This window comes from Mesorhizobium sp. 131-3-5, from assembly GCF_016756575.1.
Taxonomy (GTDB): Bacteria; Pseudomonadota; Alphaproteobacteria; order Rhizobiales; family Rhizobiaceae; genus Mesorhizobium; species Mesorhizobium jarvisii.
In genome coordinates this window covers 441,202-455,233 of sequence record NZ_AP023255.1, presented here as the reverse complement: position 1 = coordinate 455,233, position 14,032 = coordinate 441,202, and the positions used below count along the sequence as shown (strand labels likewise).

Below are 14,032 nucleotides of genomic sequence, written 5' to 3'. Positions count from 1 at the left end.
ATGGATGTAACGGCCGTGACGCTCCCGCGCCACTGTATCTCGACTGTGCATGCGCATCTGCGCTCGGTTGGTCGCGAAGGCAATGAGGGGATGGCGCTCTGGGTCGGCGTTCAGCAAGACCAGCATTTTGCCGTAACAGAGACCGTTATCCCGGCGCAGCGTCACATTCGGACGGGCGATGGTGTTTGCGTGATGGTTCCGGCCGAGGAACTGCACCGGCTTAATGTCTGGCTCTACAATAGCGGCCTGAAACTCTTGGCCCAGATCCATAGCCATCCGGGCCGAGCCTACCATTCGACGACCGACGATGCTTATGCGGTTGCTACCACGGTTGGGTGTCTGTCGCTGGTAGTGCCGAATTTCGCCCGCGAGCCTTTCGATTTTGCTCGAGTCGCCGCCTATCGGCTCGACGGAAAAGCCAACTGGAATGCGCTCCCTTCCGCGGCACTGTCGCGAATGATCACAATAACGAGTTGAACAATGGCACTCGCTAACTTCATCGACCGCGCCGCCACGGCGGCATCTCAGGTCCTAGCCGATTTTCATCTGGAGGACTTTAAAGCAGCTCTTGAAAAGCAGGTCGTGGCCGTCGCCTTTGACGATCAAGCCGCTTCCTGCGCCGAAGGCCAGGCGACACTAGATCTTGCGGTGAGGTTGCTCGCCAGGCTCTATCCAGTTCTGGCGATACTCCCGCTGGGCAGCGCGGCAAGCTCTCAAGCCCAAGCGCTGGAGCGCTTGGCAAAGTCGATAAATCCAAAAGTTGGCATCCGGCGTTCCGGCAAGTCTGCCACCATCTGCGTAGCTGCAGGGCTGACGCGCCCACCACTCCGGTGCCCGACCTTTTTCATGGGATCGGAAGGTTGGGCGGCAAAGCTGTCGCGTACGGACCCGGTGAGCTCCGGCTCGAGTTTGCTGCCCTATGGAGCTGGCGCCGCCAGTTGCTTCGGCGCCGCCAACGTCTTTCGAACCATCTTCGCCGCTCAGCTGACCGGCGCCGAGTTAGACGAAACCATCGACCTCTCGTTATACAGTTACGACAAGACCAAAGCCGGCGAGGCAGGCCCGATCGACATACCTGTCGACCTTGGCGAAACGCACCTCGTTGGGCTCGGTGCGATAGGCCATGGCTCGCTTTGGGCGCTAGCGAGACAACCCGGTCTCACGGGTCGTCTGCATGTAATCGATCACGAAGCAATCGAACTCTCAAACCTGCAGCGCTACGCCTTGGCCGGCCAGGCGGAGATTGGCATGTCCAAGGCGGTTCTTGCAGCCACCGCCCTTAGATCGACGGCCCTTGGGGTCGAGGCGCACCCGCTGACGTGGGCAGAATATGTTGCGCGCCAGGGCGACTGGGTCTTCGACCGAGTGGGTGTGGCGCTTGACACCGCCGCCGACCGTCTGGCGGTCCAAGGTGCTCTGCCCCGATGGATCGCGAATGCCTGGACGCAGGAGCACGACCTCGGCATCTCGCGGCACGGGTTCGATGATGGCCAAGCTTGCCTTTGTTGCATGTACCTGCCGTCCGGGAAATCCAAGGACGAGCACCAGCTGATTGCCGAGGAACTCGGAATACCGGAAGCACACGAGCAGGTGAAAACGCTCCTGCAGACCAATGCCGGAGTTCCCAACGACTTTGTAGTTCGGGTGGCTACAGCGATGGCTGTGCCGTTTGAACCGCTAGCCCCGTTTGTTGGCCAGCCCCTGCGTTCCTTTTATCAGCAGGCTATCTGCGGCGGTCTGGTGTTCCAGCTCAGTGATGGAAGTCGCCGCGGTCGAACCGTGGTTCCGATGGCCTTCCAGTCAGCGCTTGCCGGGATTATGCTTGCCGCCGAGCTCGTCAAACATAGCGCGGGTTTTCCCGTGGGCCCGACGACGAGCACTCGGGTGAATCTTCTGCGCCCACTTGGCTCCCACTTGCACGATCCGAAGGCCAAGGATTCCAGCGGCCGCTGCATCTGTAGCGATGACGATTTCATTGCAGCTTACAGGCGCAAATACGGCAAGAGCGTCGTACAGCTAAGCGATGTCTCCGCCGCCTAAGCAGACGCGCGAATGTCTCCGTTGCCGCCGGGCGGCGATGTGCGCGCCACTACGAAACGCTATGTCCGCTCCTCTGCCGTCCGAGGGTCCATGAGATAGCCTCCCCACGCGCCACACCGGAAACCTCCTTTCCGATGTACCGATCAAGCACCGGCCTCCACGGCACGAGCGTGAACTCGCGCGACTTCTCGATCACGGCATATTTGCCGCTGGCAAGCTCGACCGATCGGCGCAGCGTGCCTTCTATTCGTTCTCCAGGCTGCGCTTCGGCATACGAGAGACCGAGCTGATCCGACAGCTGGCCGGCGACACGGTTCAGATCGCGCTGGCGCAGGATCGAAATCATGTTGGCACTATAGACGACCCGGTCCTGTTCTTCGTGCGCGAGGCCTTGCGCGATCAGCCACTGCCGCCGACGGGCATGCGCCTCCCGCACCTCATGCCCGAAGCCTGAGTTGCGCAACGGCTCCGGTCTCTCGGCAACCAGGTTCCGGTCGAGCCAGGTGGCGCCTTCGAAGCTGACTTGGCGTTCCAGCGGCATTGATGAGAGCTTCTCGACTATCACAGGCTCGACCCTGGCCCGCAGGCGCTCGTATTCCGCGACACGATCGAGATGATCCGGCGCGATGATCCAGGTGCCATTCGGCTCGCGCTCCACGCCGCCGGTGGAGCGCCGGATCGCCTCCAGCCGGCGGATATGCGTCTCGGCAAAGCTTTCGGTGGCGAACGCATCATGCTTGAGGTGCATATCGACGCTGTAACGGCCGCCGTGTGCGGTAGCGATGTCGGCGATTGTACGGTCGACTTGCCTGGGCTTGGTATCCCTCGACGTGACACGCACGATGCAGCCGTCGGGCGTCGGTTCCGTCAACTCGCCTTTGCCGATGTCTATCCAATGGCTTTTGCCGTCAACGCCGTCGACGATGAGGTAATGCCGATCGTTGATTTCGTCGGCGAGCCCGCGCGCGACGAGGCGGCCGACGACCGGTGGGGAGGGCTCTTCACGTCGATCGTGGACAAGGTAATCGGCGGCACTGCGAGCGAGCCCCTTGCCAGTCAGCTCGCGGTGCATGGTCTTGATGATGTCGCCGCGTTCGCCGGTGCGGCGTAGCGTGGCTTCCAGCTCATCATCCAGGCGCCAGCGGACCGGGTCGACCTCCTCGGCCAAGCCCAGCCGCCATGCGCCATGGTTAGCGTTGTTCGTAGCGGCGCGGCGGGCACAGCTGAGCCCGCATCCGAAGTCGACGAGGAAAGGGTATTGCTCCACCGATTTCCGAAGAAGGCCACGGGTCGCAATTGCCCCTGCGGGCCGTGGCGATCTTTTGGTCGCGCTTGCGACATTCTTGTCCGCCTTCGGGACACAACAATGTTTTCGGATAGGCGCGCACGAGGGAGCAGCCCAGCCGGAATCGATCCTCTCCGCGTGGAGACCGGCGCGCCGTGATGAAGAGCTCAAGGGTGTCAAAGACCTTCCTCGACAGGGGGAACAGCAATAGCGCGATGGTAGAGGCGCGACGGCCGCGTCTTCGCAAGTTGCCAGCCTGCGCACGCAATTACACGCTAGAGACAAAGCCTTACGCGGTCGATGCAGTGCCCGCCGGCGTGCGGCAATGCATCGGCTAGGCCCGTCGGGAACGGTTTTCGTCTTCCCTAGCCGGTGCGGTAGTTCTGACTACTCCGACAGTACAGCACCTTTGCTCGGTCCGGATGACCAAGCGATTGTGCGGCGCGCGCGGTCTCGGTCAAGGCACCGCGCCCTGCTCAAGCCGACAGGGCTTCGGCAAAAGATAGTCCGATTCGGTGCCCCCAAGTGAAATGGCATAGCGCTTGCTGTTATCCGTTAGAGCCCACCAAAGCACGTAGAAAGCTATGAACAGAACCATGGCAAAAACGCGAAGTTCCATACAAGCGCCCAAGGAGACCGTGCACATTGGCGCCGAACGTCCCCTCCAGACGTCCCTCCTCCGGTATCTGATTTGCGATAGCTGGTTCGAGACTGACGGAGCCGTGGCGCTCGCCCAATTGTCGCTTACCCGCCTCCGCCAGGAGGATGCCTTTTTTGGAACACGGCATCGACCAAGTGCGGCCTCTCGGGCCCAGGACTGTCGTCGACGCGATCAACGTGCATCAGGCGACGGTAAGCCGGGTGACGTCGAACACATACATGCAGACCCCGCGCGAAGTGTTCGAACTGAAGTATTTTTTCACCGTCGCGAGCGCGTCCTCCCAAGGTGGCGACGCGCGGTGCCCCCCGAAGCTGGCCGCCATCGGATCAAGGCGACAATCGCCGACGAATCGCAAGATGACGTGCTTTCCGACGACGACATCGTCGTCCGGCCCAAGGAAAGGGCCATCGATTTGCGCGCCGCACCGTCACAAAATATCGCGAAGCGATGAACATCCCCTCGTCCGTGCAATGCCGCAGGGAATGGCGCTTCTGGCGTTAATGCGGGTCAACGCAGCAACCCGAGTTTGCAGCACATCCAAACTGGAGACCCTGTTGATGACCGAATCCGCTACGGGCTTCATGGACGGAGTTCTGCATGACCCAGAACAGCCAGATCAACGGTCTGGTCCCGCATGGGGTGCAGTCATTTCGCTTGCCTTAGGCACCTTTGGGCTTGTGACGGCAGAGTTTCTGCCTGCCAGCGTGCTGACGCCGCTCGCGCATGATCTCTCTATCACCGAGGGTGCAGTTGGACAGGCGCTGACAACGACCGCCATCGTGGGGGCGATCTCGGCGCCGACGATGGCCGTCATCACAAGGCCCCTGGACCGCAGGATCGTCATATGGGCGATGACGCTGCTGCTGATCCTGTCGAACGTTCTATCGGCCGTCGCGGGGTCGCTGCCGGTTCTCCTAGCCGCCCGCGTCGTGCTTGGCATAGCACTCGGAGGGTTCTGGTCGATTTCGGCAGCGCTGGCGATGCGGCTCGTTCCAAGTCACCTCCTGCGGCGCGCCATGTCGATCATCCTCACCGGCGTTACCTGCGCTACCGTTTGCGCGGCTCCAATCGGCGCCTATGTCGGCGATATCTGGGGATGGCGAACCGCCTTCATGATCGCTGCGGTCGTCGGCGCCGTTACGCTGGTAGTGCAACTCATAACCATTCCGAGGCTGCCTCCGATTGGAGTGGCCAGCTTCCGCAGCCTGCTGGATGTGGCCAAGAATCCGATGATCAAAGTCGCTATGTTGGTCGTCCTGCTGGTCGCTTCCGGGCACTTCGCCGGCTTCACCTATATCCGCGCCTTCCTTGAGAAGTTTCCCGCGCTTGATATCGAGACGATCTCGCTCGTGTTGCTCGTCTTTGGCATCGGCGGCTTCTTCGGCAATTTGGCCGGCGGATTCCTGGCCGAGCACAGCCTCAAGGCAGCCGCGGCGCTGCCGCCCCTGCTCATAGCGATGGCCACTGTCTCGCTGCTGACGCTGGGAGCATCGGCTTGGGCCACGGCGATTGCGGTTACCGTATGGGGCTTTGCCTTCGGCGCGGTGCCGGTGGGACTGCAGACATGGATGGTGCTGCAGGCTGCTCCCGAGCAGGCCGAAAGCGCCGGTGGGCTGATGGCCGCAACGTTCCAGGTGGCCATCGCAGCGGGCGCGATTTTCGGCGGACTACTGATGGACAATGCCGGCGTCGCCAGTGCCCTTGCCTACAGCGCCGTTGCCTCGTTCCTCGGCGCCCTGACAGTGTTCTTGCTCGGCCCGAAGCGCGAACCTCAGACCACCTGACAGAGAGGCCATCAGTGCAGCGCGGGAAAGATGCAATCATCAGCCGCGCGGTGCGATCCTACGCCCGATTTTTGGCGGTTGCAGGCCTCGTCTCCGGGTGATCGGACGCTGTTGTCCGGCGATTTCGACCGGCGGGGGCGTTTCGAATGATGGTGCCGACGAGAGAAGCTAAGAGTGCCGGACCGAACCGGACCGCCTCGCCGTCGACCGCTCTGGCATGGCGACAATGTCGCTGCAGTGTGGTTATAACCACCTGAATTTTGAAAGATCCTCCAACAGGCGAGAACACGCTACGTGGCCACCGAGGCTCGGGGCCGAACATGCCCCGCAGCTTCCGATTCGGCCCGAAATAGAGGATCGTTCGGCGATGTCGTAGTTGTATTTACCAACTGTGATCCAGCCGCGAATGAACGTCGACAGACCCGCGAGGCGGATTTCCAGCGGCGGAATCCCAAGCGCCGCCTGCCCGGCGGCTTACCGGAAGTCGGCAGGATGACGAGACGAGTTATCTCACGCTCAGGATCCCCGCAATTCGGTGCGGTGCATTGCGAAAACCTTCAGCCTCGCATAGCTTGCGGTAAAAGTACTTCTTCCACTTCATGTTTTTGGTGTTGCCGGCTGCCAGGGTGGGGAAACACGTGGCACGCGTTATGCAAAATCATCGAATTTGAGTCAGACCCAATTCTACACGCCGGTTCGCACCCGTATGAGGCGCTGAGTAAATCTAGACTGAGACCAGGAGTGCCCGCGACGTCACATGCGGGATGCCTCCTGCAACATTATCTGCCGCATCCAGATGCTTGCCGGATCACTGTTGTGGAGGGTGGGCCATTGGACGGCCTCGGTGAACGTGGGTAGTGGCCGCGGAAGTTCGATGATCCGCAAGGGGAAGGTTTTTTTGAAATGCTGAACCAGCCGGAAGGGCATGGTCGCTATCCGACCTGTGCCTGAGACCATCGGCGGGATCATGCTAAAGGCCTGTACGACGATCTCGACACGTCTCTTGAGACCATGCTCAAGCAAAAACTGTTCCTCGATGGATGGCATCTGGGCACCGCCGACCCTGAACGCAATGTGTTTCATCGACATGTATCTCTCGAATGTAAGCTGACGTGGCAACTGCTTGTTCGTGGGGCAGCCCACGCACACGAATGTCTCGTCGAACAGCGCCGCTCTTGGATGGGCGCTCGACATGAAAAATTCCGGAAGAATCACAAAATCGACGTCACCGCGCCGGAGAAGCTCATCGGGGTCGTCGTCGAGCGGCCGCAATTCGAAGCTGACGGCGGGTGCTTCGCGTGCAACCCGCTCCACGACCTTTTCAAAAAACACGAGTGTGGCGAAATCGGAAAGAATGATCCTGAAGCGGCGATTGGATTGAGCCGGGTTAAACGGATCCCAAGAAATAATCGAGCATTGGATGTGCAAGAGTGCGCCACGAACTGCGGGGGCGAGTGTTTCCGCACGCGGGGTTAGAACGCGTTCGCGGCCGCTCATCGTAAACAGTTCATCGTTGAAATAGTCGCGCAGCCGGGCGACGGCCGCGCTCATGGCCGGCTGACTAAGGTTGATGCTGCTTGCCGCGGCCGTGAGGTTGCGCGCGGTCAGCAGTGCGTCGAGCACGACGAGAAGGTTCAGATCAAGGCCTTTGAAACGCATGCCTCATCTGTCCGTAACGTGGTTGTTTGTCATCGTGACCATTATGGGCGCTCGTTTACGGTCCCACTCAGAGGTGTTGTGTCCCGACCTGCCGCCCGCGCGCGTGGAGGACGTGCTCGTCGTAGTTATGGGGATAGCGCGGCCGACGAGCGAATGGCCGACCGGTACAACAGTCGATCGGATAGGTCCGGAGCTATGAAACATGTCGATTACAGATGCGAATTTTTCACGTGGCTAATTGATTACAGATTGAGATTTGAGCAGACTTGGGCGTGGCGGCGCTCCGACAACGATCCGCGACACATATCCGAGGTTGCGCGCAATACTGCGAATTGCCATCGCTATGACGACAATCGCCACTCCAAGCACAGTTGCGAAGGTGATTCTGGTCGTGAGATTCCAGACTTCTCCAAACTGTATCAAATCCATGAGGCGAAACACGGCACCCTGGACCAGGTAAAGCAGCAGCGTGCTCTGACCAAGCTGCACCGCGACAAAGCGAGCTACTCTAGTCGAATAGACAAGTCTCCAGCATTGGAACATAGACTGCATTGCTACCGCAGAAGCCGCCAAAGAGCCAGAGAACATCAGAAAAACTTGTTTAGCTGACTGTTCATCATGAACTAAAACGAGATTGTTGTAGGCGTAAGTCTCCTTGCCCCACACGAGGAAGCATATGAAAGCCGCTATCGAAAATAAGACAACAAAAATGGATTTGTGACGCCAGATGACGCCATTCTGCCATCCGATCGGCTGGGCAAACAGGAACCCTAAACAATAAAATGGGTAAGTGTACTTTAACAACGGGGTTATTGATAACGTGATGGGTGCGAATGCGACCGCAATTGCAGATGCGCTTATGATCCATATCGATAGACGGTTGAAAGTTGTAAGAACTCTAATCAGAATGAACGAAATAAATGCCGCCCATATGAACCAATAGGTTCCAATAACTTCCGTCGGCAAATCCAACAATGTATCAGTTAAACTCTTCATGGGAAAAATAACTGCGGACTTTAACGTCCAAATCAACGTACACCAAAAAAGCATTGGCAGTAGTAGCTGCATTGCCCGCTCACCGACACCTTGGGTGAACGATTTTCGCAAAATTGCCCCAGAAGAAAGATATCCGCTTATCGCCATAAAGAGAGGCATATGAAACATGTAGATCGACTTGAAATACGGCGACAGCCAGAAAGCGTCGGTGCCCTGGTAGATTAAATATTGTAACAAGTGCCCAATTATCACCAAAGTAATGAGTATGCCTTTGGCGAAATCAAAGCTTAGGTCTCGGTTGTTTGTCCCTGCTGGGCACGAGCCGCGTCCCTTCGCTCCGGCTCTTATGTTATCAAGCATCAGACTCCAGCCTATCTGTTGCAGTTGCTACTTGCCGTTTCTGGGCACGGCGAGCGCGGTGCAAAGGATCGAAAATCACGCCGATCGCGGCGTGGTATGGAGGGCCGATTGGCTGCAACCGAGCGGACAAAATCCCAGTGCCTGATCGCAAACCTCGAGCGCATTGGCGGTCGCGATCATGTGTGGCGATGCGAACGCCCGGCACTATGGTCGTCTGGCCGTCTCTGCAAAACCTCTCAAGATGGTTTCGCAGCGGGTGCCGAACCATGCCAAAAGCGAATGGAATGCCACGCTGCTGCAGCACCGGACGCATGACGCGGATAGAACGACTCATTCCGAGTCTCTCAAGATCCGGATGCATCCTGTACGATCCGAGTTCGCCTACCAAGCAATCAACCTCGCCAACCGTGAAGAAATGGCGCAGCAGGTCCTAGTGAGCTGCTACGCCGTGCACATCAGAGCCGATTGCGCGAACCCTCGGCCCTGCACCGGCCCAGCTACAACCGCCTGAAAGCCCCTGTCGCCCATAGGCCTTTTGGAAGAAGGCGGAGAGTTCGACATGATCGGCTACTTACAAGTCATTTCCCAGCACACGCTGCAGAAGCAGTGGCGTGATCGGGCGCATGTCAAGTGCGGTCATCTATGCAGCGCCCTGGAAGTTTGGTAAAATCGATTGTTTAGATCGCGAGCATCCACGCTATGGATAAGTGAAAGCCATGCGCTTCAAGGGCCTTGATCTGAACCTTCTCGTCGTGCTCGACGCACTGCTGACCGAGCGGACCCTCACGGCGGCGGCAAGCAGCATCAACCTTAGTCAGCCGGCCATGAGCGCGGCCGTCGCCCGGCTGCGCGACTATTTCAACGATGAACTGTTTACGACGAGCGGCCGCGAACGTGTTCTAACCCCGCGTGCGGAAACACTCGCCCCCGCAGTTCGCAGCGCACTCTTGCAAATCCAGTGCTCGATTATCTCTTGGGATCCGTTTAATCCGGCTCAATCCGATCGCCGTTTCAGGATCATTCTTTCCGATTTCGCCACACTCGTGTTTTTTGAAAAGGTCGTGGAGCGGGTTGCACGCGAAGCACCCGCCGTCAGCTTCGAATTGTTGCCTATCGACGACGACCCCGATGAGCTTCTCCGGCGCGGTGACGTCGATTTTCTGATTTTTCCAGAATTGTTCATGTCAAGTGCCCATCCAAGAGCGGCGCTGTTCGACGAGACGCTCGTGTGCGTGGGCTGCTCCACGAACAAGCAGCTGCCACGGCAGCTTACATTCGAGAGATACATGTCGATGAGGCACGTTGCGGTCAAGTTCGGGCGGACGCTGAAGCCCTCCATCGAGGAACAGTTTTTTCTTGAGCATGGTCTCAAGAGACGTGTCGAGATCGTTGTGCAGGCCTTTAGCATGATCCCGCCGATGGTCTCAGGCACAGCTCGTATAGCGACCATGCCCTTCCGGCTGGTTCAGCATTTCAAAAAAACCTTCCCCCTGCGGATCATCGAACTTCCGCTGCCACTACCCACGTTCACCGAGGCCGTTCAATGGCCCGCCCTTCACAACAGTGATCCGGCAAGCATCTGGCTGCGAGAGATATTGCTACAGGAGGCGTCTCGAATGACTTCTCCGGGGGACGCCAAAAGGCGCCCCAGGCAGCCCTAATTTACTCCCGCGTCTCACGCCGGCACTCGCGTCAATAGCCCGTGTCGGAAGAGAGCGACGCTCGCGGCAAGTGCGCCTGCGAGGTCGTCCAGCGGGTGGGCTGCGTCGACAAACGGTGCGAATGAGAAGGGCCCCCCATAGCCGCCATCAAGCAGCGCCCGGATCTGGCTGCCATTGTCGGAACCGACTAGGACGCGATCCGGGTAAATCCAGTGGATCGGATCGTTCACGCTTGAAATGTGGACGAGACCGGTCAGCTCGGAGGAGAAGAACGTCTCCCCGGCAAGCGTGTGGTGGAACGTGTCGTGCACGAGGCGGAAGACGGATTGGCCATCAATGGCGGCAATGGCCTTAGCCGCTTCGTTCTTCGATCGAAGCGAGCAGGTCCGGAAGCCCAGCGGCTCGATGAGACCGATCAGACCGCGCGACTGGAGGATCGGCTTGAGCGCCTTCAAGGCGACGCGGAGATCGCCCCGGCGCTCGACATTGGCGGGCCAGGAGCCGTCGTTGACCGGCACCAGCATGAGCGTCTTGGCTCCGCAGGCCGCTGCATAATCGGCGAGCTTGCTGGCCTCGGCCCTGCGGGCGGGGGTCCACTCATTGAAGCGCTGGAGGGCATTGACGGAAATAATCCCAACGCCTGTGTCGGCGGCCGCAGACCGGACGTCCGCCGCCGGCATGCCGCGTGCAATAGCATTGCTGCCCGGTTGGCTGCGGATCTGGACATCGGTTAGGCCCTGGTCGCGGGCAAAAGCGAAAAGTGCCCTGACGTCAAGTCCGGGCGTCGCCAAATAATCGAGTGCAAAGCGGGGCGATGCTTGGCGCATGGCTTGGCTTTCCTTCCATGAAACGGGCGTCATTCTCGGCTGACTGGCTTCTACCGTGCGTTGATTCGCGAGGGCCGAAATGATGGGCATGAGCGAGGCGAGGCAGTCGTACTCACGTTTCTCTCACGCTATGTTTTTCTCTCATTTATGAGCCGACGTTCACCCAAACGGCGGTGCCGCGCCTCCTGAGAGAACTGACTCGCAGCCATCCAACTGCTTCCGCAAGGTACCCGCCAACCCTGAAAGATGCCCAATCGATCAGATTCAAAGTCAGGCAGCAGGGTGTTTCGCCAGAGCGAGGCCGACGCCCAGCGCGATCATCGCGCCACCTGACGCCTCCCTCAGGCGGCGGATCAACCCGGGACGCGCTGCAGCGCCGTCTTGAATGCCGCTGGCCACGACGGCAACCACGATGTCGGCGAGCGTGTTGAGCGCAATGGACACGGAGCCAAGCACCACGAATTGCAGAGCCACGAGCCCTGCGCTCGGATTCACGAACTGCGGAATGAAGGCGAGGAAAAAGACTGCCGTCTTCGGGTTGAGCGCCTCGACCAGTACCCCTTCACGAAACGCCCGCCGGGGTCCGACTGGACCCACTGCGGCGCCCTCATCGCCGCCAGTCGCTCCCTTGAGGCGGGCGGCTTGAAAGGTGCGAAAGCCGAGCCAGACGAGGTAGACCGCGCCGAACAGCTTTAATGCGGAGAACAGTTCCGAGCTCTCGAGCACGATCGCGGAAATACCTAAGCTTGCGGCGAGGACGTGGATCATGCCCCCCAACCCCGTGCCGAAGCTGGAAGCGATACCTTCCCGACGACCACCGGCGAGCGTGCGCGCGGCAACGTAGAAGATGCCCGGACCGGGGGTGATGGCGAGCACGGAGGCCGCGGCGAGGTACAGGGCGAATGGGGTCAGTTCTGGCATGATGGTCGATTCCGACGAAGATTATTTTGGGATGAGAGCGGCGACGTCGCGGTCAGATGCCCGCTCGCTCGCCGCAAGGCCCGCCGCCACGCCAGCGCGGTCGGCCGCGTTCCGGTTCTGGCTCATTTTGCGCTTGCCCTCCAGCCTCGTGATTGGCATGCGCAGGCCGACGATTCCGCGGAGTTGCGCCTGTACAAAATCCGGCGGCGCGTCCGACACGGCCCAAGGCGAGGCGCGCTCGCCCTCGTGGTGGTCGGTCAGCCGATTCACGACGTCCAGCAGTCTTCCCGCATCCTCGAAGAACTCGACCGGGCCATAGGCGTGGACGGCGACGTAATTCCAGGTCGGGACGACCTTCCCGGTTTCCCGCTTGGTCGCATACCATGCCGGCGTCACGTAAGCGTCCGGCCCCATGAAGATGGCCAAGCCGTCGCCCAGCGGCGGAACACGGCACTGGGGATTGGCCTTCGCCAGGTGCCCGTAGATCACGCCGTGCTCGCCCTCGCTCTCGTCAAGGAAGAGGGGCAGTGGCGTTGCGAGCGGCCCTTCCGCCGTGACGGTAACGAAGTTCGCCAGCAGCGCCGCGCGAATGGTCGCGCGCAGGCATTCCTTGTCGTCGTCGCGGAAAGCGGGAGGGATGTACATCGCGAAACTCCTTGCGTTACCAGTTCAGATACTGGCAAGCTGGCATATTGGAAACAGCCAGTCAGAAGCTTTTGAGGCGGTCCAGTTGGGGAAAGTTGGCATCGCGCGCCGCATCGGAGCACCGGAATCCCCCGGTGCCGGTCACGGTATGCGAATTGCTTGCCAAACCTTTTGGACGCAGCCAGCGATCCCGCTTGGTCGCTATGTGAGCCTGCGGCAAGCCCAATGAAATTGATCCAACGCAAAGTGAACCATACATGCAAACAATCGTCGAAAAGTGAACCTACCGGCGATGCTAGGCATGCCGAGAGCCTGCGCGGGTTTTCACTGTAGCAGGTGACAACACTACCCTTAGCCAACGGGTCGGAGCCGACCAGTTTGTCCGATGTCGACGAAGTGCTTGTTCGCAGGGCGCAAACGGCCTGTAAGCCTTCATAAGTGAGACCACACAGGTACTGGCTGGGAAAGCAGGTCCGTGGGATCTCGCATTTCAGTGATGTTCTGGAAGCGAGCGAATTTCATATCCGCAGGCATCTAATGCAGGAATCAGATTGGACAGCGCCATAACGGTCTGGTTGCGCAGACTGGCTTGAGTGCTCCGTGTCGACTCGTCGGGAGGGCATCCGTCGTGCAAGAGCACGATTGCGCCGGGGCGTACCGAGGCGAGCACTGCATCGACGATCGCGTCGGTGCCGGGGCGCGACCAGTCTCTTGGGTCGATCGACCAATGAAGGGCCGCCAGCCCCGCGATCTCTGAGGCAGTGAACACTTCTTCGCTCCAGGCGCCGTATGGCGCGCGAATGTAGCGGATCGAGGCCTGCGGGCATGCCAGCATGATGGCCTGGTTCGCCTCAAATACTTCACGTTGCACTTCGCCCAAACCGCATTTGGACAGGTCCGGATGAGACATCGTGTGGTTGCCTACCTCATGCCCTTCTGCGATCATTCGCTGGATGAGTTCCGGATGCTCTGCGGCGTAAGCACCAATGACGAAGAATGTCGCTGGCACCCGATTTTGCGCCAGCACATCGAGTATCTGTGGTGTGAAACATGGATTGGGACCGTCGTCAAACGTCAGATAAACGCTTCGACGCCCGGTGCCGTCAGCGCATTCACTCTGCACCTCCCGTCTGTCATCGAGACGTCTCATAGCTGCGAACCCTTGCGGTCAATTGTTGTACCGGTCGGCCATT

At 59.6% G+C, this 14,032-nt stretch carries 11 protein-coding genes and 4 pseudogenes; 6 read left to right on the top strand and 9 right to left on the bottom strand.

The annotated features are described in order from the left end of the window. Together JG747_RS34660 and JG747_RS34655 are read left to right on the top strand one after the other, a co-directional pair. Entirely contained in the window at positions 1–477 is a 477-nt protein-coding gene (locus tag JG747_RS34660) for a Mov34/MPN/PAD-1 family protein (protein ID WP_244748463.1), read from the top strand. A gap of 3 nt (positions 478–480) precedes the next feature. After that, positions 481–2,040, top strand: a complete 1,560-nt coding sequence (locus JG747_RS34655) for an E2 ligase fold family C protein (protein WP_199201279.1) — start codon at positions 481–483, stop codon at positions 2,038–2,040. Positions 2,041–2,089: 49 nt separating this feature from the next. Here the strand turns inward: JG747_RS34655 and JG747_RS34650 are convergent. Further along, positions 2,090–3,217, bottom strand: a pseudogene (locus tag JG747_RS34650) (DUF3363 domain-containing protein); the annotation flags it as partial. Positions 3,218–4,096: 879 nt separating this feature from the next. Here JG747_RS34650 and JG747_RS34645 point away from each other — a divergent pair. After that, positions 4,097–4,487, top strand: a pseudogene (locus JG747_RS34645) (RNA polymerase factor sigma-54); the annotation flags it as partial. Between the two features lie 56 nt (positions 4,488–4,543). Further along, a complete protein-coding gene (locus JG747_RS34640; RefSeq protein WP_199201277.1) occupies positions 4,544–5,770 on the top strand; it encodes an MFS transporter in 1,227 nt (408 codons plus the stop codon). 527 nt (positions 5,771–6,297) lie between these two features. Here JG747_RS34640 and JG747_RS34635 read toward each other — a convergent pair. Together JG747_RS34635 and JG747_RS34630 are read right to left on the bottom strand one after the other, a co-directional pair. After that, positions 6,298–6,413: pseudogene (locus JG747_RS34635) on the bottom strand (nitrogen fixation protein NifQ); the annotation flags it as partial. 110 nt (positions 6,414–6,523) lie between these two features. After that, positions 6,524–7,429 (bottom strand): LysR family transcriptional regulator, encoded by a 906-nt coding sequence (locus JG747_RS34630; RefSeq protein ID WP_199201276.1) that lies wholly within the window; start codon positions 7,427–7,429, stop codon positions 6,524–6,526. Here JG747_RS34630 and JG747_RS37705 point away from each other — a divergent pair. Further along, entirely contained in the window at positions 7,341–7,628 is a 288-nt protein-coding gene (locus JG747_RS37705) for a hypothetical protein (protein WP_096453860.1), read from the top strand. The two genes, JG747_RS34630 and JG747_RS37705, sit on opposite strands and share 89 nt — an antisense overlap. A 35-nt stretch (positions 7,629–7,663) precedes the next feature. Here JG747_RS37705 and nolL read toward each other — a convergent pair whose 3' ends face one another. Continuing rightward, positions 7,664–8,785 (bottom strand): nodulation factor fucose acetyltransferase NolL, encoded by a 1,122-nt coding sequence (gene nolL, locus JG747_RS34620; RefSeq protein WP_199201275.1) that lies wholly within the window; start codon positions 8,783–8,785, stop codon positions 7,664–7,666. Further along, positions 8,778–9,341: pseudogene (locus JG747_RS34615) on the bottom strand (hypothetical protein); the annotation flags it as partial. The pseudogene JG747_RS34615 and the gene nolL, both read right to left, overlap by 8 nt. A 160-nt stretch (positions 9,342–9,501) precedes the next feature. On the opposite strand from JG747_RS34615, the gene JG747_RS34610 reads away from it, so the two are divergent. After that, the gene (locus JG747_RS34610; protein ID WP_010913834.1) at positions 9,502–10,446 is read left to right on the top strand and encodes a LysR family transcriptional regulator; all 945 of its coding nucleotides are present in this window, start codon (positions 9,502–9,504) and stop codon (positions 10,444–10,446) included. Positions 10,447–10,460: 14 nt separating this feature from the next. Here the strand turns inward: JG747_RS34610 and JG747_RS34605 are convergent, their stop codons facing one another. The 4 genes from JG747_RS34605 to nodB form a co-directional block, all read right to left on the bottom strand. Continuing rightward, positions 10,461–11,273, bottom strand: a complete 813-nt coding sequence (locus JG747_RS34605) for a TIM barrel protein (RefSeq protein WP_244748462.1) — start codon at positions 11,271–11,273, stop codon at positions 10,461–10,463. Positions 11,274–11,543: 270 nt separating this feature from the next. Beyond that, complete coding sequence (locus JG747_RS34600) at positions 11,544–12,194, bottom strand: LysE family translocator (RefSeq protein ID WP_199201273.1); 651 nt, start codon at positions 12,192–12,194, stop codon at positions 11,544–11,546. 21 nt (positions 12,195–12,215) lie between these two features. Continuing rightward, positions 12,216–12,839, bottom strand: coding sequence for an FMN-binding negative transcriptional regulator (locus JG747_RS34595; protein ID WP_006328898.1), 624 nt, complete (start codon positions 12,837–12,839; stop codon positions 12,216–12,218). A 490-nt stretch (positions 12,840–13,329) separates the two neighbouring features. Further along, complete coding sequence (nodB, locus tag JG747_RS34590) at positions 13,330–13,989, bottom strand: chitooligosaccharide deacetylase NodB (protein WP_199201272.1); 660 nt, start codon at positions 13,987–13,989, stop codon at positions 13,330–13,332. Between the last annotated feature and the right edge of the window lie 43 nt (positions 13,990–14,032).